The sequence below is a fragment of the Nucisporomicrobium flavum genome (assembly GCF_016464385.1).
Taxonomy (GTDB): domain Bacteria; phylum Actinomycetota; class Actinomycetes; order Mycobacteriales; family Micromonosporaceae; genus Actinoplanes; species Actinoplanes flavus_A.
The window spans coordinates 260284-277636 of the sequence record NZ_JADMLH010000008.1; the positions used below are offsets into that span (position 1 = coordinate 260284).

16 protein-coding genes and 1 tRNA gene are annotated in these 17353 nt (G+C 65.8%); 11 read left to right on the forward strand and 6 right to left on the reverse strand.

Going from position 1 to position 17353, the window contains the following annotated elements:
• Nucleotides 1-578 precede the first annotated feature (578 nt).
• From IT780_RS21065 to IT780_RS21080, 4 genes are all read right to left on the reverse strand, one after another.
• Nucleotides 579-3047 (reverse strand): DEAD/DEAH box helicase, encoded by a 2469-nt coding sequence (locus IT780_RS21065; RefSeq protein ID WP_199513318.1) that lies wholly within the window; start codon nt 3045-3047, stop codon nt 579-581.
• On the reverse strand, nt 3044-5005 hold the full coding sequence (locus tag IT780_RS21070) for a site-specific DNA-methyltransferase (protein ID WP_199513319.1): 1962 nt from the start codon (nt 5003-5005) through the stop codon (nt 3044-3046). Before IT780_RS21070 ends, IT780_RS21065 begins: the two co-directional genes overlap by 4 nt.
• Nucleotides 5006-5656: 651 nt before the next feature.
• Entirely contained in the window at nt 5657-6469 is an 813-nt protein-coding gene (locus IT780_RS21075) for an inositol monophosphatase family protein (RefSeq protein ID WP_199513320.1), read from the reverse strand.
• Nucleotides 6466-7374 carry a DUF5919 domain-containing protein gene (locus tag IT780_RS21080; RefSeq protein WP_307831291.1) on the reverse strand — a complete coding sequence of 303 codons (909 nt, stop codon included), beginning with the start codon at nt 7372-7374 and terminating at the stop codon, nt 6466-6468. The genes IT780_RS21075 and IT780_RS21080 overlap by 4 nt, the downstream gene beginning before the upstream one ends.
• 402 nt (nt 7375-7776) lie before the next feature.
• Between IT780_RS21080 and IT780_RS21085 the strand changes: the two genes are divergently transcribed.
• The 10 genes from IT780_RS21085 (at nt 7777) to IT780_RS21130 (ending at nt 15509) form a co-directional block, all read left to right on the forward strand.
• Complete coding sequence (locus IT780_RS21085; RefSeq protein ID WP_199513321.1) at nt 7777-8019, forward strand: hypothetical protein; 243 nt, start codon at nt 7777-7779, stop codon at nt 8017-8019.
• Nucleotides 8020-8129: 110 nt separating this feature from the next.
• The gene (locus IT780_RS21090; protein ID WP_199513322.1) at nt 8130-8303 is read left to right on the forward strand and encodes a hypothetical protein; all 174 of its coding nucleotides are present in this window, start codon (nt 8130-8132) and stop codon (nt 8301-8303) included.
• A gap of 113 nt (nt 8304-8416) precedes the next feature.
• Nucleotides 8417-9145 carry a GntR family transcriptional regulator gene (locus tag IT780_RS21095; protein WP_199513324.1) on the forward strand — a complete coding sequence of 243 codons (729 nt, stop codon included), beginning with the start codon at nt 8417-8419 and terminating at the stop codon, nt 9143-9145.
• Between the two features lie 99 nt (nt 9146-9244).
• Complete coding sequence (locus IT780_RS21100) at nt 9245-9703, forward strand: hypothetical protein (RefSeq protein WP_199513325.1); 459 nt, start codon at nt 9245-9247, stop codon at nt 9701-9703.
• Between the two features lie 175 nt (nt 9704-9878).
• On the forward strand, nt 9879-11504 hold the full coding sequence (locus tag IT780_RS21105) for an FtsK/SpoIIIE domain-containing protein (RefSeq protein ID WP_199513326.1): 1626 nt from the start codon (nt 9879-9881) through the stop codon (nt 11502-11504).
• Complete coding sequence (locus tag IT780_RS21110; RefSeq protein WP_199513327.1) at nt 11501-11764, forward strand: hypothetical protein; 264 nt, start codon at nt 11501-11503, stop codon at nt 11762-11764. The genes IT780_RS21105 and IT780_RS21110 overlap by 4 nt, the downstream gene beginning before the upstream one ends.
• A 5-nt stretch (nt 11765-11769) precedes the next feature.
• On the forward strand, nt 11770-12327 hold the full coding sequence (locus tag IT780_RS21115; protein WP_199513328.1) for a DUF2637 domain-containing protein: 558 nt from the start codon (nt 11770-11772) through the stop codon (nt 12325-12327).
• Nucleotides 12324-14108, forward strand: coding sequence for a replication initiator (locus IT780_RS21120; protein WP_372443748.1), 1785 nt, complete (start codon nt 12324-12326; stop codon nt 14106-14108). The genes IT780_RS21115 and IT780_RS21120 overlap by 4 nt, the downstream gene beginning before the upstream one ends.
• The gene (locus IT780_RS21125; protein ID WP_199513455.1) at nt 14101-14316 is read left to right on the forward strand and encodes a helix-turn-helix domain-containing protein; all 216 of its coding nucleotides are present in this window, start codon (nt 14101-14103) and stop codon (nt 14314-14316) included. The genes IT780_RS21120 and IT780_RS21125 overlap by 8 nt, the downstream gene beginning before the upstream one ends.
• Nucleotides 14316-15509 carry a site-specific integrase gene (locus tag IT780_RS21130; RefSeq protein ID WP_199513329.1) on the forward strand — a complete coding sequence of 398 codons (1194 nt, stop codon included), beginning with the start codon at nt 14316-14318 and terminating at the stop codon, nt 15507-15509. Before IT780_RS21125 ends, IT780_RS21130 begins: the two co-directional genes overlap by 1 nt.
• A gap of 94 nt (nt 15510-15603) precedes the next feature.
• Here IT780_RS21130 and IT780_RS21135 read toward each other — a convergent pair.
• Together IT780_RS21135 and IT780_RS21140 are read right to left on the reverse strand one after the other, a co-directional pair.
• A tRNA-Gly gene (locus tag IT780_RS21135) sits at nt 15604-15677 on the reverse strand.
• Nucleotides 15678-15871: 194 nt separating this feature from the next.
• The gene (locus tag IT780_RS21140; RefSeq protein WP_199513330.1) at nt 15872-16534 is read right to left on the reverse strand and encodes a pyridoxamine 5'-phosphate oxidase family protein; all 663 of its coding nucleotides are present in this window, start codon (nt 16532-16534) and stop codon (nt 15872-15874) included.
• A gap of 175 nt (nt 16535-16709) precedes the next feature.
• On the opposite strand from IT780_RS21140, the gene dcd reads away from it, so the two are divergent.
• The gene (gene dcd / locus IT780_RS21145) at nt 16710-17288 is read left to right on the forward strand and encodes a dCTP deaminase (RefSeq protein ID WP_199513331.1); all 579 of its coding nucleotides are present in this window, start codon (nt 16710-16712) and stop codon (nt 17286-17288) included.
• The last annotated feature ends 65 nt before the right edge of the window (nt 17289-17353 follow it).

Here is a 17353-nt window from a genome sequence, read left to right on the forward strand (position 1 = left end):
TCAGCTTGGGAAAAGGCGATGAGGCCGAGGTAGAAGCGCTGCAGTCCAGCTCAGAGGCGGTCCGAGTGGCCTGGAGTGGCCTCACCTGACACCGACTTATGGCCCGTGGACGGCCCGGTCGGACTCCACCTGGAGTGACCCGCTGACTCGGTGGCAAGCCGGCGGAGCCGGTGCGGCAGCCGATCGCCCGGAGCCGTGTCCTGGGCGACCCCTGAAGCGATCGTCACGGCGTCTGGGTCTTGGGCGCGGCCTTCCGGCGGGTGTCGGCGGCTTCCCGCCCCGGTGCCGAAGGCTGACCGGGGCGGCTTGCCGCCGGCCGGTCTCGCCGCGCCCGCACCGCGCGCAGCGCGGTGCCTTGATCCCCAAGAGCCGTATTCGGCAGCACCACCAATGCGCCCACGCGCGCGCAGTCGGAAGGTCCCTGCATTGGGGCCCGAACTGCACGTACCGGCTTCAACGCCGGATCCGGCGTTATGGTCCGTCGGGTGTGCCACCGTGTTTGAAGAGACACCCTTTGGTTTCGGCGGTCAACTGCTGCGGCACACGCTGAAGGTCGGAGTGCCGCGCTCGCTATCGAGTCACTCGGGCGCCGTGAGCACCTTAAGACCGGCCCAAGACCCTGCCTTAGCAATGTGAGACTCGGTGGCGAACAAATAGTGCCACTCGCCAAAGTCGCCGCTGTCGCGGACGGACCTAGCCCACTTCTCGGCCGCGTCGCGCTTACGAAGGACGTCGGCGTCGTTGGCGTTCTTGTCGCTTTTCCCTTCGACGACCCAGAACTCGTCCTCCTTGTCAAGGACGATGAAGTCCGGAAAGTAGTTGCCCTCAACCGTCGGAATGTATGCCGGGCCATTCGTGTAGAGTCGCAGCCACCATGCCACGTCGGGGTCGCGGTCCAGCAGCTGGGACAATGACCATTCCGTAGTGCCAGCGTCGAACGATGCTACTGGCATAATATTCCTCGCCCATCCCAAAAACTGCGCATTTTTCTCAAACTTGGCGTTATTGGCGTCTCTCGGATCGCTAACCAATACCGGCTCGATAGGTAGTGTGATCGGCACGAGGGAGTAAGTTATCTCACGCTTTCGTTGGCCATGAGCGGTTCGAATAAGGTCGCTGATGCCTTGAATAGCGTGATGGCGGCGCAGCTCCCCCCACGAAGCCGTCGTCGTTGCCGCGGTTACCCCCGCGCCTTTGAGGAACGCCCGGACTAGACGGCGTGCTGCTCCACGCTCACTTCGGGTTTCTTCGACTTGCCGAAGGATGGCGCTCGCCAGGTCCTCGCGAATGGTGTCGATGCCTGTAAGGGCCTGCTGAACCTCCACATTCGCTTGCGGCGTGACTGCGACCCGCAGTTTTCCGTCCGTTTCTTTCAACTCAAGTGCGTCACGGGCCAGAAAGGTCGGCACCTCAGCAATGAATCTGGCGCCAGCCGCTTCGGCATCGCCGTCTGCGATATCTGACAGAGTGAAGGTCGCGTAAGTCAAGTTCGCCTGTCGACGAGGAAAGATGATCTGTGGAGCGCCATCGACCCGAAATTGCGGCTTTGGGGTCGTTTCGTTCTTCCGGTCGGCTGTTTCAATGAAGAATAGGGCCCCGCCGCCTTCATCCTCGGCATTGGGAATTTTGAAGGTTACGGGTTCAAGGTTGGCGACCGTATCATTTCCGCCGCCCACGTTTGTAGATGTCGAGGCGGGGTCCGGCTGCTGACCGGTTGATTCGTTTGGACCGAGGTCGGCGACGGCGCCCGCGTCCACCGCAGCCCCTTGATCATCAACGTCTGCGGCGCTCGGGGTGGCCTGAATGCGCTGCAAGAGAATATCTTTTTGGGCCAGCAATTGTCGGTATGAATCGTGAGCCACGAGGTCGACCTGATCGACCATCGGCACGTCCGTCCGCTTTCCAAATGGGAGCCGAAGTCCGCGACCCAGAATCTGCTCTGTCAAGGCTTGGGACGCTAGCCGGCGGAGCGCTACGATGACTGCGATATTCTTGACGTCCCAGCCTTCACGCAGTTTGTTGACTGAAACAATGGCACGAACCGGCGAATCGGCTTCTTCGACCGCCGAAAGGGCGGCGAGTGCCTCTTCCGAGGACTCCGAGGTGATTTCGAGGACGGCACGCGGGTCACCGATGAAGTCCTGCCCGGCTAGAACCTGGCCAACCTCAGTGCAGTGACCGATGTTCGAGGCGACTACGAACAGAACTGGCTTTACGCTCGCCGCACCCGGCGTCACAGACCGATACTTCTCGTACGCCTCCTCTTTCTGCCGCAGTAGGGTGCATGCGTCTTTCAATTGGGTCTTTTCATCGCGGGTTCCGTCGCGCCGGTACACGATGACGGGAACCTTGACATGTTTCTCGGCGATGGCTCGGCCAAGAGTGTACCGGAATACGACTTTAGATTCGTCCGATGCCGCTGGCGTCGCCGTCAGTCCTACCAATGCGAACGGGTTTAGGTCACGGATTGCAGCGGAGAATGACAGTGCTTTTTCGTGGTACAAGTGATGCTCGTCGGCTATGACGAGGAGGTCGTCCGCTGCAAGCAAATAGTCGTAAAGTGCGTCACCGAGGTTCTCGTCGGGTGTCCGGGTTTTCCGGCTCGCTTTAGAAGCGGGCGAAATCAGTTGTTGGACATTGAAGACAAATACCTTGAGCACATCCGTGTCGCGGAGCGCCGCACCGACCGCCGCGGTGCGAAAATTGTTGGGGGTGATAATGAACGGGACCACGTCCGCCCCGGGCACGTACTTTGACGAGGCTTCGTCGAAGTTGGCGACGGTCTTATCTTGAATGACGTTGCCAGGCGTTACAACGAGCACGTGCCGGACGCCTTGCGTAGCAACGTAGTCAACTAGAGAAGACATAAGATAGGTTTTTCCCACCCCGGTCGCAAGGTCTGCGACAACTTCAGGGTAGTTTTCTGTGGAGCTGCCGACGATTGCTCGGATGACCGCTTCCAGCGCTTCCCTGTTCGGGCTCCGCAGGTCGAACCTGGCTGCAATCTCCCGAATCAGAGGCTGGTCATACGATAGATCTACGGTCATCGGATGGTCCTTTTCGGGAACAGGTCGCGAGGCGCCTTCTTCAAGCGGCTTCCTGGTGAAAGATCTTGCAGGAGGTTTTCGGCTTCAGGCAATACAATCTTCGCTACGATAATCGCGCTCTCTTTGTCGCGAAGATTCTCAACCACTACACGGACAACAATTTCGTCGGCCACGCCATCAACGACAGCCAACCGCTGCCGTCCACGCACACCGCAGAAGAGGGGGTGCTCGGGAGTCAATGTGAACCGCAGCTGAGCTGCAACGCTCTTGGACCAAGCGCCGTTCACCGCCGCCTCAGATAGGTAGACGTCGCCTTCGTCGTCGTCAACCTCGTACATTGACGGACCTACCTGCAGATGAGTAAATCCGCCACCGCCGTGCCACAAGGTGGTCGTCTCATCCTTGGTTTTGGTTGCGTCCTTCAATGACCTTATGGTGCCCGGATCGAGGCCCGAGACCACCTTTGAGACTTTATTGAGCAGGCGGTTGAATTGCTGCGCCTCCTCAACGGTGATGCCTTCTGGTAGATCGTCTAGGGGGACCCGCTGTGTCGCGCTGGTGACACCGCCAGCGTCCGCACCATGGACTACTTTCAAAAGTCGAGGCTTCGTATAGGTGTTGGCCGTCTCGGGAAGTAGCTCGCTCGTTACCCAACGTCGACCCATCTTGTGTGCGACCGCTGCCGTCGTCCCTGAGCCTGCAAAACAGTCAAGAACAATGTCGCCTGGGGCGCTAGCAATCCGGATGATCCGTTCAAGAAGCCGCTCGGGCTTGGGAGTGGAGAACGGATGAATCTGCGGGAATAGCGCCTTGATTTCATTTTTCGCTGATCGGTTGTGTCCGACCTCGCTGTGCGGCCACCAGGTTTCAGGCACGCGTCCTATATCTGAGATGTGCTGCTTCCGTTGTATACCGCGTGACCCGCGCGGTCCAGTTAAGTAGACGGTGGGCCAATTGCCGGCCTCATAGCGCGCCGTCGCACGCGCCGAGGCAACGTGTAGAGGCTCGGCCAACATTAGGGCCTTGACTCCGGGCCGAACCTCGGCTGTCTCGATTCCACAAAGATGAGCGCGCTTTTCATTGTCTGCAATATCACGCAGCTCGTATGAGGCATACTCCGACATTTGTTCGAGCATCCATTGTTGGTCCATTGCCCAGTGGCGGCCCACTCCAGGGTACATAAGGATCCCGGAGACCGGATTCTGGATGGCGTATACCATTCCTTGGTGTGTGGCACCACCCGGTGCGGTTGAGTCCTTCTTCCTCCACAGCACAGGGTCGCCATCCTGGCTGCCAAAGGTTGCATCCGTCGAAGCGAGCCGGGCAACGCGGTTAGGCATCCACTTAGATGTTCGCCTGTAGACTAAAATCGTGTCGTGTGAAACGGAAAGTCCTTTCGCGTCGGAGCGTGGTGAGTCCGCCTTCTGCCAAACCACTTCCGCCACGAAATTGTCGGACCCGAACTCCTCATCGAGCACGGCACGGCACCGGTGCACCTCCACATCGTCAAGGTGCACCCACACGGAGCCGTCGTCGGCAAGCAACTGTTTTATTTGCCTTAGCCGATCCCGTAGCATCGTTAGCCAGATGGAATGCTCAATTCCATCTTCGTAGTCGTTGAACGTTTGGCCGGTGTTGAACGGGGGGTCGATGTAAACGAGCTTTATTTTTCCAACGTATTTGGCAGCCCACTCCGGTGTTTTCCGCAGTGCATCGAGGACATGCATTGCGTCACCCGTAATCAACAGGTTGTCGTCAGTGGGCGGGGGAAGATCAGCGGGCCGGTCGGCCGGGGCCGGCACCATGACCTTGTCGACCTCATGGAGCAGGCGCACTTCTTGAACGCGAGGGTCGTGCCGATCGGCAAAGGTGTAATCGTACGTACCGTCGCTAGCGGACAGGAGCGCCTTGTCTTTATCGGTCCACGTCAGTTCAAGCCGTCCGGAATGCCTCGTCACTGAGCCCCCATGTCTCTGCCGAGCCCCATGACGAGGCGACGCCTGCTTTGCAGTTCCAGCTTACGTAGGCTAGTTGCTGCCCCACTTGTCGGGCGCCGATGGCAGTTGAGCCAGGCGCTGACCCGATTACTGGAGCCAGCGAGTCTGTCGGCGCTGCAAGGACGAGATCCAGCCCAGGGGGACGCCGCGACCAGCAGGCTTGCAGCTGACCTTGCTCGCTCTGCCGGGAGCATGCGATAAGGAGCGTCTTTTATTGGCGCCCGCCGCGTCGATACTGCCTAGACGGTGGGCAGTCGGGCCGGTAGAGACCGGTGAGTGTTGGTTCGGCTTGCCCGAGGCAGGTGCGACCGGTGCGCGGCCATCCCGGCGCCCCCGCCGAAGGCGCACTAGCCCCACCACACCCAGCCCGGCGAGCGCTACGGTCGGACGAGGACGGCTCGTCCGCATCGTCCCGACCGGGATGGTGGGCTGCCGCTAGCACTCCGACGGTTTCGCTGCTCATCGCCGCGTGCCGTCGCTGTCCGTAGTTCATGTCAGCCGACGGGTGAAAGATGCGACGCCCCGGTCGACGGCGCGAGTGGTCCATTTGGGCCGCCTTGAAGAACGACAGAGGTTTGAACCGGGTAGGACGAGCATGACGCGTATCGCGCCTTAACCATCGCCTGACTGGCCGTCGAGGCGGTTCTCCGTCACTAGTCCGAGGATATGCGGTATGAGCTGAGAATTCGCCGCGATCGATGACCGTGCGGTCAAGCTATGCGGACGTCCATAGCTGTCGACCACCTCGGCGCCAGCCTCCCGAGCGATGACGACGCCGGCTGCCGTGTCCCACGGCTTGTTGGCGAGCATGGCAATGACATCAACCTTTCCTGCCGCAAGCCAAGCAAGGTCGATGGCTGCCGAGCCGTGCATGCGGATTCGCTGTACCTTCGCGGCGAGCCGCTCAGTCATGGCAAACCGTTGCCTGTTCTTCTCCTCAGCTCGCTCACCAACGGCGTAGTCGCCAATCGCTACGACGGCTTCAGATATGTCAGTCACGCTGCTGACGTGGATGCGCTGGCCGTCAAGTTCCGCTCCGCGGCCTTCGACTGCTGAGTACCGGCCGCCTAAGAAGGGCAGGTCGATGACGCCGAGGACGGACCGGTTCTCGGTGATGACACCCAGCGAGATCGCACAGAGCGGGGAGCCGTGGACGAAGTTGACCGTCCCGTCCACGGGGTCGAGCGCCCACATCAGTTTGTCGGTGCCACCGCTGGTGCCATTCTCCTCGCCCAGGAACCCGATGTCAGGCGTCTTCTCGGCGAGGAAGGCGCGTACTCGCTCTTCGATGGCGTAGTCAACCTCGGAGGCCATGTCCCGGTCGCCCTTGGCGGTGAGCGTGCCCGGCTGCATGGTTCGCATCATGTCGCGAGACAGGTCGACGGCCTGGTGGGCGATGGGTAGCAGATCGGCGTAGTCGGTCATCGGGGCTGTCCACCGTCCCAGAGTTCGTCGAAGGTGCGCTCGAAGACGGAGTAGAGGCCCCTGTCGGCCCACCGCTTCTTGATCACCATTGTGGGGGACTCGACCCCTCGCGCGTGGGGTAGGTACGGCTGGGCGATGCACAGCGCGTCATTGATGAGCGTGATGTTGACCCGGATGGTCTGGTCGTAGGTCGCAACCTCGATCCGGTCGCGGATCGCTGCCGGCAGCCGATCGCGGACACGGAGAACGCCTTGCAGGTTGAGAGTCGTGAGCGCGCCGAGGTGGCCGGCCGTGTGGCCCTCTTCATCTTCCCGCTGCCGGATCGCGTTGCCTGCCGGGTCCAGAAAGAGCAGTCGCAGTCGAGCGCCGTTCTGGACCAGCTGGGCAAGCTCGGTGTCGGCGTACTGCTGACAGATGAGGTTGAGGGAAAGGCCGGCGGCTCGGATGTCGGTGGCGCAGTCGAAGAGAGCGTGCGGCGGCATCTTCGAGGTGAACTCCGACCGGCTCGGGTAGACCGCCTCGACGTCAGCGAACTGCTCGGTCAGAGCTTGGTCGATCTCTTCGCGCGTTCGTGACGGCGCCGTGGGAGCCGCGGCACCGATGGCGTGCCCGCCCTCGCCTAGAAGAAGGGTGGTGCGGGCATCGGTCGGCATGCACAAGCCGACGCAAATCCGGGTCAGTACGTCGATGCTGCTGACCCGACGGGTGCCGCCGATGATCTCGCTGACCTGGGCCTGGCTGAGGCCGGTAGCGACGCCGAGGTGGGTCTGACTGACCTTGGTCTCGCGTTGGATTAGGCGGAAGACCTGAGCGATATCGCGGGCTGCCAGAGCGTCAAGCATCGGCTCGGCCTCCCAAAGCTGCTCGGGGACCGTGAACGAGGCGGTCGCGGTGCGGGGGCTCACGTGTGGCTCCTCCGGCCGGTACGGCGGTGACCTATCCAGGTGGCAGATAGCGGCGTCTGTGGATGCTATCCGGCCCCCGGATACAAGTCATTCCCCAATGGACCACGCCGTGTGATGGGTTGACCGCGCTGTGGTCGCGAGGATCGGAGTATGGCGATGTCATCGGGGGTGTGCCGGTCGTGCGAAGGGCGCGGGTGGCGGTTGGCGTCCTCGCGGCGCAGGGTCCGCATCGGCGAACAGGCGGTCGAGCTGGTACGCCGTGCATGCCCTGATTGCTCACCACCGCTCCCGCGAGCGCGGCAGTCGGACTGACGGGCGAGGTCCCGTTCACCGGGTGCCGCGCCGGCCTCCTCGATGACATCGCTTCGTCTTGACCACGCCGGTTGTGGAGGAGCGATTACCTTGGCCCCGCTGCCCTTCGATCCCAACGACCCGCCGGCCCGCCCGCCGTCGGCCTGCGCGGACTACCTGATGTGGTCCATGGCCTATCGCCTGCACCGAGATCATCGTTCGTCCGCCGACGGGTTCTGCGTCACGTGCGTGCCGGGGCAGTTCAGCCCGTGTATCGGCCGCTACCTGGCTGTGCGTGGCTTTCTGACCTCCCGCAACCTGCCTGATCTCCTGCCCGCGAGTGAGCGACTGTGACCGGCCGGCATGCTGCGGGCGCGACTTACCCGGCGCGCAGCCGCGGGCGCCTGACTCCTGACGCCGTGCGTGCGACCCGGTTGCGGTCGGTATTCCGGCTGGGGCGTGGGGTGAAGCCGGAGGAGGCGCAGCGCTTCGTCGACCAGGTCGCCGACGACATGGCATCGCTGTATGAAGAACTCGCTGAGGTGTACGCGGAGAATCACCGGATCAAGGCCGCACTGCACGCCTGGCAAGCAGAGCAGGTGGAGTCTGCCCACTGGCTGCCCAGCCGACTTCGCTGACCGGCCTTCGTCGGAAGGGCGTCAGTCGCTCAGGTTCCCTTACGCGCGACTAGTGCTCTATGGTGTCAACAAGTCAAGTTGACGTCCTGTCGAGCGTACGCGGAGGGTCCCAGGTGGCTATCAACGTCCCACCGCCGAAGTACGCAGTCCTGGTCAACGCTGTCCAGCAGCGCATCGAGGACGGCACCTATCGACCGGGCGAGGCCATTCCGAGCGAAACCCAGCTCATGGCCGAGTTCAACGCCTCCCGCCCGACGATCGTGCGGGCACTGGGCATCCTCCAACAGGACGGCTGGATCGAGTCACAGCAGGGCAAGGGCCGCTTCGTCAAAGGCAGGCCAACTGCGGCCGCCCATCGGCCGGCGGACCGGTCGGCGCAGCTTCTCGGTCAGGGCGAAACCGCCAACGTGACACTGCTCCGCGTCGGCGCGATCATGGCGACCAACCGGGCCGCATCAGCTCTGGAGTTGGACGCTGACACCCCTGTGATCGCCCGTCGTCGCCTTGTGGAGGCTGAGATCGGGCCGGTCGAGTTGAGCTCTCTCTACGTGCCGGTGGAGCTGTCGGCTGGAACGGCCATCGGCAAGTCCGAGCTGCTTCCGGACGGCGTGCTCAAGCACCTGGCCGACCGCAAGGGCGTGACCTTCGACCACGTCACAGAGCGGATCTCGGCCCGGCTGCCGAGTGCCGAGGAGACCGAGCTTCTCAAGATCGATGAGCGCGACTCGGTTCTGACGATGCTGGTCACGGTGTACGACCGGGACGGTCGGCCGCAGCTTGCGGTCGACGCGGTGATCCCGGCGAACCGCCAGGAGATCGAGGCGACGTTCCCGCTCGGCTGAAAGTTGCTCATCAAATTCCTTGACGATCGATCTTCGCGAGTTAAACTGGGCAACCACATAACAAGTCAAGTTGTCGACTTGATGTCTGATGGAGGCGCAGTGGTTCCCAACTCGATCAAGATCCCCGTTCCGTTCTCGTACGTCTTCCCCAGCGGGGCGCTGTTCCTCAGCGTCGACAAGCTGGTCGACTTCGACCGCATCCGTGAGGACGACAACCAGGCGCGGGACGAGAACGGCGTCCGGATCTGGGTGGTCAAGGTCATGGACCAGGACCCGGAGGCGGGCAAGTTCGGCCGCACCACCGAGGTCAAAGTCAAGATCGCGGCGCCCCAGCAGCCGGTTCCGCCAGCGGGCGTGAAGCTGCCGGGCGGCATCACGGTCACTCCGGTGGCGTTCACCGACGTCACGGTCACGCCGTACACGGATGGCATGGGCTGCAAGGGGGAGCGGCGCCCGCACAAGTGCCGGGCTCGCTTGGCCTGGTCGATCCGGGCCGGTGCCTTGGTCGCACCGGATGCAGTGGACGACTCCGACGCGACCGCTTCGGTGGCCGCGTGACCGGACGTGGAGCGGGCGGGGCTGACACATCTTGGCGGATCGCAGCCCCGCCCTCCGTCTTCCCTCACTCACCAGGAGGAAGGTTCGACATGGCCCAGGGTAGGCGGCCCAGAGCCGCGATCACCCTCCGATACCACGACTCTCCGAACACCCCGCGGTACACCGGCGGTGCCCGATGAGGCGGCCTCGTGGCGAGGTCGTGACGACCACGGCCGGTGACCTCGTCATGGTTCGGCCGAAGCGGTTCGAGCTGCCCCTGTGGGTGGTCGCAATCGGCATGCTGATCCGCTGGCTGGCCCGGGCCGGCTGGTGGTGCCTTCGCAACCCCGGTACCTGCGGCGTTGTCCTCACGGTGGCCGTACTGCTCGACCGCTACGGCTGGGTGGGCCTGGTCATGTCAGGCGTCGTCGTGGCAGGCGGTGCGGCGCTCTGGTGGTGGCGTCACCCGCGCTCTTGGTGGGGTTGGTTCGGCGGGCCGCTGCTAGGCCGAGTGCGGCGCCTGACGATCTACCGCTGGGCGTGGCGTGAGGCGATGACGCTGTGCGGCCTGGCGAAGACCTACGACCACAAGCCTGTGCTGCCCAAGCTGCTGCGGGTGCGCTGCGACGAGGCACTGGACGTACTGACCATCCGCATGGTGCGTGGGCAAAGGCCGACGGACTTTCAGAAGGCAACAGAAAACCTGGCGTACGCCTTCGGCCGGCGGCATGCGCGGGTCTACGCCGAGCACCCAGACGACCCACCGGCACGGACCGGTCGGGCGGCTTGGTTCCTGCGCGCGCTCGACCGAGTGCGATACCGGGACCGGCCAACGGTGGTCTATCTGGTCCTCGTACGGACGGACGCGCTGCGGAAGGTCGTCGACCCGTTCCCCGTACCGGCGGTTCCGGACTTCACCGCTCTACCGCTCGCCCGCCGGGAGGATCTGCGCACCTGGTCGCTACACCTACTCGCGACGCACGTCTTGATCGGCGGAGCAACTCGGCGCGGCAAGGGCTCGGTGCAGTGGTCTCTGGTTCGCTCGCTGGCCGGCGGCATCTCGTCCGGGCTGGTGCGGCTCTGGGTGCTCGACCCAAAGGGCGGTATGGAGTTCGCGATAGGCCGGCCGATGTTCGCCAGGTTCGCGAGCAAGTCGTTCGAGGCTATGGCGGACCTGCTGGACGAAGCGGTCACCGTGCTTCAAGAACGGCAAGCCCGCCTGGCGGGCGTGGTCAGGGTGCACGTTCCCACCACCGATGACCCGCTCGTGGTGATCATGATCGACGAGTTGGCGGCGCTGACCGCGTACCTCCAGGACAGCGACCTGAAGAAGCGGATCGCCAACTCGCTGGGTCTGCTGCTGTCACAAGGCGCGGGCGTCGGCGTCCTGGTCGTCGCCGCACTCCAGGATCCGCGCAAGGAGGTGCTGCCTTTCCGCAACCTGTTCCCGACCCGGATCGCCCTCGGGCTCACCGAAGAGTCCGAGGTGGACCTGGTGCTTGGTGACGGCGCGCGGGACCGCGGCGCGCTGGCCGATCAGATGCCCCGATGGGCGAGGGGTGTTGGCTACGTGCTCCTCGACGGCACCCCGGACCCGTTGAGGGTCCGCTTCTCCTACCTGAACGACAACCAGGTCCGAGCGATGGCGGCCGAGCACCCGGCACCTGCGGACGCGGCCGACATCCTCGCCCAGGTCGGCCGTGAAACCGCCCCGGAGCCGGCCCGCCGACCGTCGCCGCGCCCCGCTGCGGCCCGGCCGCTGCTGCCCAAGTCGCTGCTCGACGCCCTGAAGGCCCGGCCGGACGCCGAGGAGGACGTGTGACCACCGAACAGCCTGCACGCCGCTTCTACCGACTCCGCGCGCCCGGCACGGGCGGAGAACAAACCGCCGTGTCCGTCCGGGTGGACACCGAACGAGATGACCCGTTCCCGGTCTACCTCGCGGTGGGCGCCGGCCGTCGGCGCATGCACCTCACTGACGCCGAGGCGTGGACCCTCTGGCGCTGCCTCTCCGAGGCGGTCGCCTCACTCGGAGATCCGCCCGACTACATCCGCACCAACCTTCGCCCGAGCGGGAGGTGACCACGATGCCCGAACAGACGCAAGCGCCCCGGCTCCGGCTGGAGTCGGCCGCCCGACTGCTGATCCTCCTCGCTATCGGCGGCATGGCCGGTGCCGCCGCGTTCACCCACGTGCACGACCTGACCGTGGCGCACGGCCAGCCGCACTGGATCGGCTGGGCGAACGCCGTCGCGGTGGAGCTGATGACGATCTACCTGGGCCTGGAGATTCGCGCCCGACGGCGAGCGGGGCGACCCGTCGGGTTCATGGCGGCGTTGCTCGTCGCGTTCGCACTGTTGTCGCTGGCCGCACAGGTCGCTGAGGCCGAGGCTTCGGCGTGGGGCTGGATCGTTGCGGCCGTACCGTCGCTGGCCTTCCTCGCCCTGGTCAAGGTGGTGCTCTCCAGCGCCTCCGCCAGTCCCGAACCGACCGCAGCGGAGGAGGACCTAGCCGTATCCGTCGAAGAGCCGGAACGAGAACCGGTCGTGTTCGACCCGGCTCCTGCCGAACGGCCGGCCGTGCCGGAACGGCCGCCGCTGCGCACCCTCCAGCTCGCCCGGATCGACACCGGAGACCGCCTGTGAACGCCCCGACTCTGCCTGGACTCGCGCCGGCCGAACCGGCGGCACACGACACAAAGCCCACCAAGCCACCGCGGCCCGGGTCGCGGGCGGCTCGCATGATGCTGCCTCGATCAGCCGACGTGCTGAAGGACCTCGCCACCGACTACGGCGTGTGCCTCCGGCCGATCTCCATGCGCCGTACCGACCTGGACACCGGGCAGACCGAGGTCATCGACCTGCCGTGCGGGGCGACCCGTGAAGACAAGTGCCTGCCCTGCGCACGGCGTAACCGCCGGCTGCGGCAGGCGCAGATCCGCGAAGGCTGGCACCGGGCCGACGAACCGCTGCCCGGCCCGGAACCGGCCGCTGACGATCAGCGGTCGATGATCGTCATGCGGGCTCACCTGGAATTCGAACGGGACAAGGCGGCCCGCGATGCGAGCTGGGGCGAGGTCGCGGACCTGGACGAGGCCATCCGCGAGCTGGAAGAAGCGATCACCACCGAGGGCCTGCGCGGCCGAGTCGCACCGCCGCACCACGGGCCGGACGATGAGGAACCGGAGACCGGGCCGCGCCGCAAGCGCTCTACCCGCCGACGGCAGGACGCTGTCGAACTGCCCCGGAGAAAGGTCGAGCCGCGCACGGTCGGCAAGGTCTACACCGCTCCCGACGGCAGCACCTACCAACCGTCGATGTGGTTGACCCTCACCCTCGGCTCGTACGGCCCGGTCCGTGAGGACGGCACGCCGCTCAACCCGGGCCGGTACGACTACCGGCGCGCTGCCTGGGACGCCGTGCACTTCCCCCGGCTGCTGGACCGGTTCTGGCAAAACCTGCGCCGTTGCGAGGGGTGGAACGTCCAGTACGCCGGCTGTGTCGAGCCGCAACGACGGCTGGCTCCGCACGCGCACTTCGCCATTCGCGGCACGATCTCGCGTGACGTGCTGCGCACGGTGGCGGCAGCGACCTATCACCAGGTGTGGTGGCCGTCCGTCGACGTGCAGCGGTACAGCGTCGACCGGCCGCCGGTCTGGAACGAGCAGGCCAAGTCTTGGGTCGACCCTGACACCCGCGTACCGCTGGCGACCTGGGATGAAGCGCTCGACGCGATCGACGAGGAACCGGACACCGAACCGGTACACGTAGTCCGCTTCGGCAACCAGGTCGATGCGCGCGGTGTCATGCCGGGCACTGAGGATGCCGAGCGCACGCTGCGCTACATCACGAAGTACATCACCAAGCACGCGGCGGACTGCCACCCGAGCGGGACGGGGCGGCAGCGGGCGCACCTCGAACGGCTGTGGCAGCAACTGCAGATCACGCCCTGCACCGACCGGTGCGCCAACTGGCTGCTCTACGGCGTGCAGCCGAAGCAGGCCACCGGCAAGCTGCGGCCCGGCCGGTGCAAGGGCAAGGTGCACCAGCGGTCAACCCTCGGCATCGGCGGCCGGCGCATCCTCATCTCCCGCGACTGGTCCGGAAAGACACTCTCGGACCACAAGGCGGACGCCCGAGAGTGGGTGCGGGCGCTGCTCGGCGTCACGACCGATCTCGCTGGGACCGATGCTGACCCGGACGCTGCTGGCCCGGCACCGCTGCGGCATGCCTGGGAGATGGCCCACCCGACGGACCGGGATGTGCCGCCGCTGGCGCATCGGCTCCTGCGCTCCATATCCGAGCGCGCCCGGTGGCGCTCTCAACTGCTGGCAGCCAAGGACCGGGCGGCGGCCGGCGACTCACCCAACCTTTCGGCAATCGGCACCCAGACCACCACGAACGGGGGAGCGCGACACAGTGGATGAGGTTCTGACGATCGAGCAAGCGGCGACGCGTATCCAGATGAGCGAGCGGTACGTCCGCCGCCTGGTGGCCGAGCGGCGCATCCCTTTCCACAAGCTGGGCCGCTGCGTACGAATCAAGGCGAGCGACCTGGCCGCCCACGTCGAGGCTGGCCGCGTGGACACTCTCTCCGCGTCCGAGGTGTGGCGTGACCTCGGGAGGGCAGCCTGATGGCGGGCCGGCGGCGCTTCGGCAGTGTGCGTAAGCGGGCGTCGGGCCGGTACCAAGTGCGCTACTTCGGGCCCGATGGCCGGGAACGGACCGCGCCGAATACGTTCGTGCGCAAGACGGACGCGGACCGATACCTCGCCATGATCGAGACGCAAATGGCGCGCGGCGAGTGGACCGACCCGGAGCGGGCCAAGGTGAGGGTCGGTGACTACGCAGACCGGTGGATCACCGAACGGCCGGCACTTCGTCCCCGCACAGTCGCCCTCTACCGATGGACTCTCGGCAAGCACATCACGCCGTACCTCGGTGAGGTCGAGCTTGGCCGCCTCGATCCGCCGATGGTCCGGCAGTGGCGCTCGGACCTGCTGCGCGACGGTGTCTCGGCAACCATGGCCGCCAAGGCGTACCGGCTGTTGCGGGCGGTGGTCATGACAGCGGTCGACCAGGACGAGCTGCTGCGGCGCAATCCCTGCCGGATTCCTGGTGCCGATCAGGAGCGCCCAGCCGAGCGGCCGGTACTTACCGTGGCCCAGGTGTTCCGGCTCGCAGAGGCGATGGACGAGCGGTACCGCGCCCTGATCTTGGTCGCCACGTTCGCCTGCCTGCGCTGGGGCGAGGTATCGGCGTTGCGGCGCAGGGACGTGGACCTCAAGACCGGGGCGGTGCGGGTGCGGCAGGCGTTCACCGAGATCCGCGGCGTTGGCCTCGTCGCCGGGCCGCCGAAGTCCCGGGCGGGGCTGCGGACGGTCACGCTGCCGGCGAGTGTCCTGCCCGTGCTGCGTGAGCACCTGGCCGCGTTCGTGGACGACGACCCGGACGCGCTGATCTTCACTGGGCCGTTGGGCGCCCCGATCCGGCGGGGCAACTTCAACCCGCTGGTGCGGTGGTCGGCTGCCGTCGAGAAGATCGGCGTCAAGGGTCTGCACTTCCACGACCTCCGGCACACCGGCAACACGGTGGCCGCGCGGACGGGGGCCAGTACGCGGGAGCTGATGGCTCGGATGGGACACGACTCGTCGCAGGCGGCGCTGATCTACCAGCACGCGACGGCCGAGGCTGACCGCGCCATCGCAGCGGCCGTCGACGAGGTGATGACGGCCGAGCGGAAGAAGGACAAGAAGGGCAGCGGCAAGGCCAAGAAGAAGGCCGGCGGCAAGCGCAAGAAGGGCAAGGCCGGGCCGGACGGCGAATGAGCTAATGGCCCGTGGATGGCCCGAGCGCCGTCCGTGGCCCAGAACGACGAAGGCCCAGGACCGGGGATCATGTCCCTGGCCTGGGCCTTTGCGTTGGAGCGGGTGACGGGAATCGAACCCGCACTGTCAGCTTGGGAAGCTGATGTTCTGCCATTGAACTACACCCGCGAGCGGCACCACTGTACCCGATCGACGGGCGTTGTGGCGGGGCCGCCCCGCACTTCGGGCGGCCGGGGTGGGTCGCTCGTGTGCGGGGCGGCGGGGTGTTTCTGTGAAGTAGGCGCCGGCGGACGTGGCGCGGCCCAGCTCCCTCCAGGCCTGGCAGCGCCCCGCGTACGCAGGTGGCGGTGTCCGGCCGGCGCCTACGAACTGGTGGTGGCCGTGGCTAGGTCTTGGAGGCGGATGCCGAGGGGGGCGCTGCGGGGGTTGAGGTCGGCAACCGGCGGCAGGGGCGGGTGGGGTGTGGGGCGGTCGCGGGTCGGGGTGGTGAGGGTGACCGTGGCTGTCGACTCGCGGAGGGGCGCTGCGGAGCTGGCGGTGGATAAGCCAAGTGCCGGGTCGCGCCACGTGAGGGTGATAGGTGGGTAGCGGAGGCTCATGGCCAGCGGCAGGGCGCCCGCGGGGCCGTGGCGGCGGAGCATGGCGGTTTCGATGCTGAACTCGAAGAGGCGCCAGTCGACTCGGGGGGAGGCGCGCAGGGCGTCCGCGAGCTCGGCGACGACCGCCTGATCGGTGACAAGGTGGGCGCGGCCTGTCACGTACGCCTCGTCGTCGCTTTCCTCGGGTGGGTAGGAGTGGAGGGCGTAGCGCCCGTCGCGTTCGAGGTCGCGGCGCTTGGCCGAGTCGACCACGAAGCAGTAGAGGCCCTTGTCGGTGATCACCGGCGAGACCGGATGCACGCGCGGGCCGCCGTCGGCGCGCACGGTGGCGAGGTAGCCCATGCCAGGGCCGTACTGCTGGAGCAGTGCGCGGACGGCCGCGGCCAGGTCGGGCTCGGCGGCGGTGAATTCGGACCAGGAAGCCATGGCAACATCATATCGAACATATGTACGAGAGGGCCACTCGACGCGCCAGAAAGCACGGATCGGGTGACGGGTGGAACGCCTGGTCACGGTGGGTTCCGCGGCAACCACGCAGCGCGGCCGAGGGGTAGGGAGGCCAGGTGGTGAGCTGGGATGTCCTGATCGGTATGGTGTCCCGATGCTGCTCTCCGACCGTGACCTGGTCTCCGAGATCAAGTCGGCCAACCTCGCGCTCGAGCCGTTCGAGCCGGAGCTGATGCAGCCGTCCAGCATCGACGTGCGGCTGGACCGGTTCTTCCGGGTGTTCAACAACCACCTGTACACCCACATCGACCCGGCCGAGCAGCAGGACGATCTCACCGCCCAGGTCGAGGTGACCGACGGCGAGGCGTTCGTGCTGCACCCGGGCGAGTTCGTGCTGGCCTCGACGCTCGAGGTGATCACGCTGGGCGACCAGTTGGCCGGTCGCCTGGAGGGCAAGAGCAGCCTGGGCCGGCTGGGCCTGCTGACCCACTCGACCGCAGGCTTCATCGACCCCGGGTTCTCGGGGCACGTGACGTTGGAGCTGTCCAACGTGGCCAACCTGCCGATCAAGCTGTGGCCCGGCATGAAAATCGGCCAGCTGTGCATCTTCCGGCTGTCCAGCCCGGCTGAGCACCCGTACGGTTCGGCGGTCTACGGCTCGCGCTACCAGGGTCAGCGCGGCCCGACGCCCAGCCGCAGCTCGCACAACTTCCGCACCTGGCCCACCAGCTGACCAACGCCGGCCGACGAAGGCGGCCCGGACCAGGCGGCCGACGAGGGCAGGCGGGGCCAAGGCAG

Bases quoted from the DNA above. Each gene is read 5' to 3' on its own strand.
- IT780_RS21065 (WP_199513318.1), bottom strand. From the start codon at position 3,047: ATGACCGTAGATCTATCGTATGACCAGCCTCTGATTCGGGAGATTGCA.
- IT780_RS21075 (WP_199513320.1), bottom strand. From the start codon at position 6,469: ATGACCGACTACGCCGATCTGCTACCCATCGCCCACCAGGCCGTCGAC.
- IT780_RS21105 (WP_199513326.1), top strand. From the start codon at position 9,879: ATGAGGCGGCCTCGTGGCGAGGTCGTGACGACCACGGCCGGTGACCTC.
- IT780_RS21115 (WP_199513328.1), top strand. From the start codon at position 11,770: ATGCCCGAACAGACGCAAGCGCCCCGGCTCCGGCTGGAGTCGGCCGCC.
- IT780_RS21130 (WP_199513329.1), top strand. From the start codon at position 14,316: ATGGCGGGCCGGCGGCGCTTCGGCAGTGTGCGTAAGCGGGCGTCGGGC.
- IT780_RS21140 (WP_199513330.1), bottom strand. From the start codon at position 16,534: ATGGCTTCCTGGTCCGAATTCACCGCCGCCGAGCCCGACCTGGCCGCG.
- dcd (WP_199513331.1), top strand. From the start codon at position 16,710: ATGCTGCTCTCCGACCGTGACCTGGTCTCCGAGATCAAGTCGGCCAAC.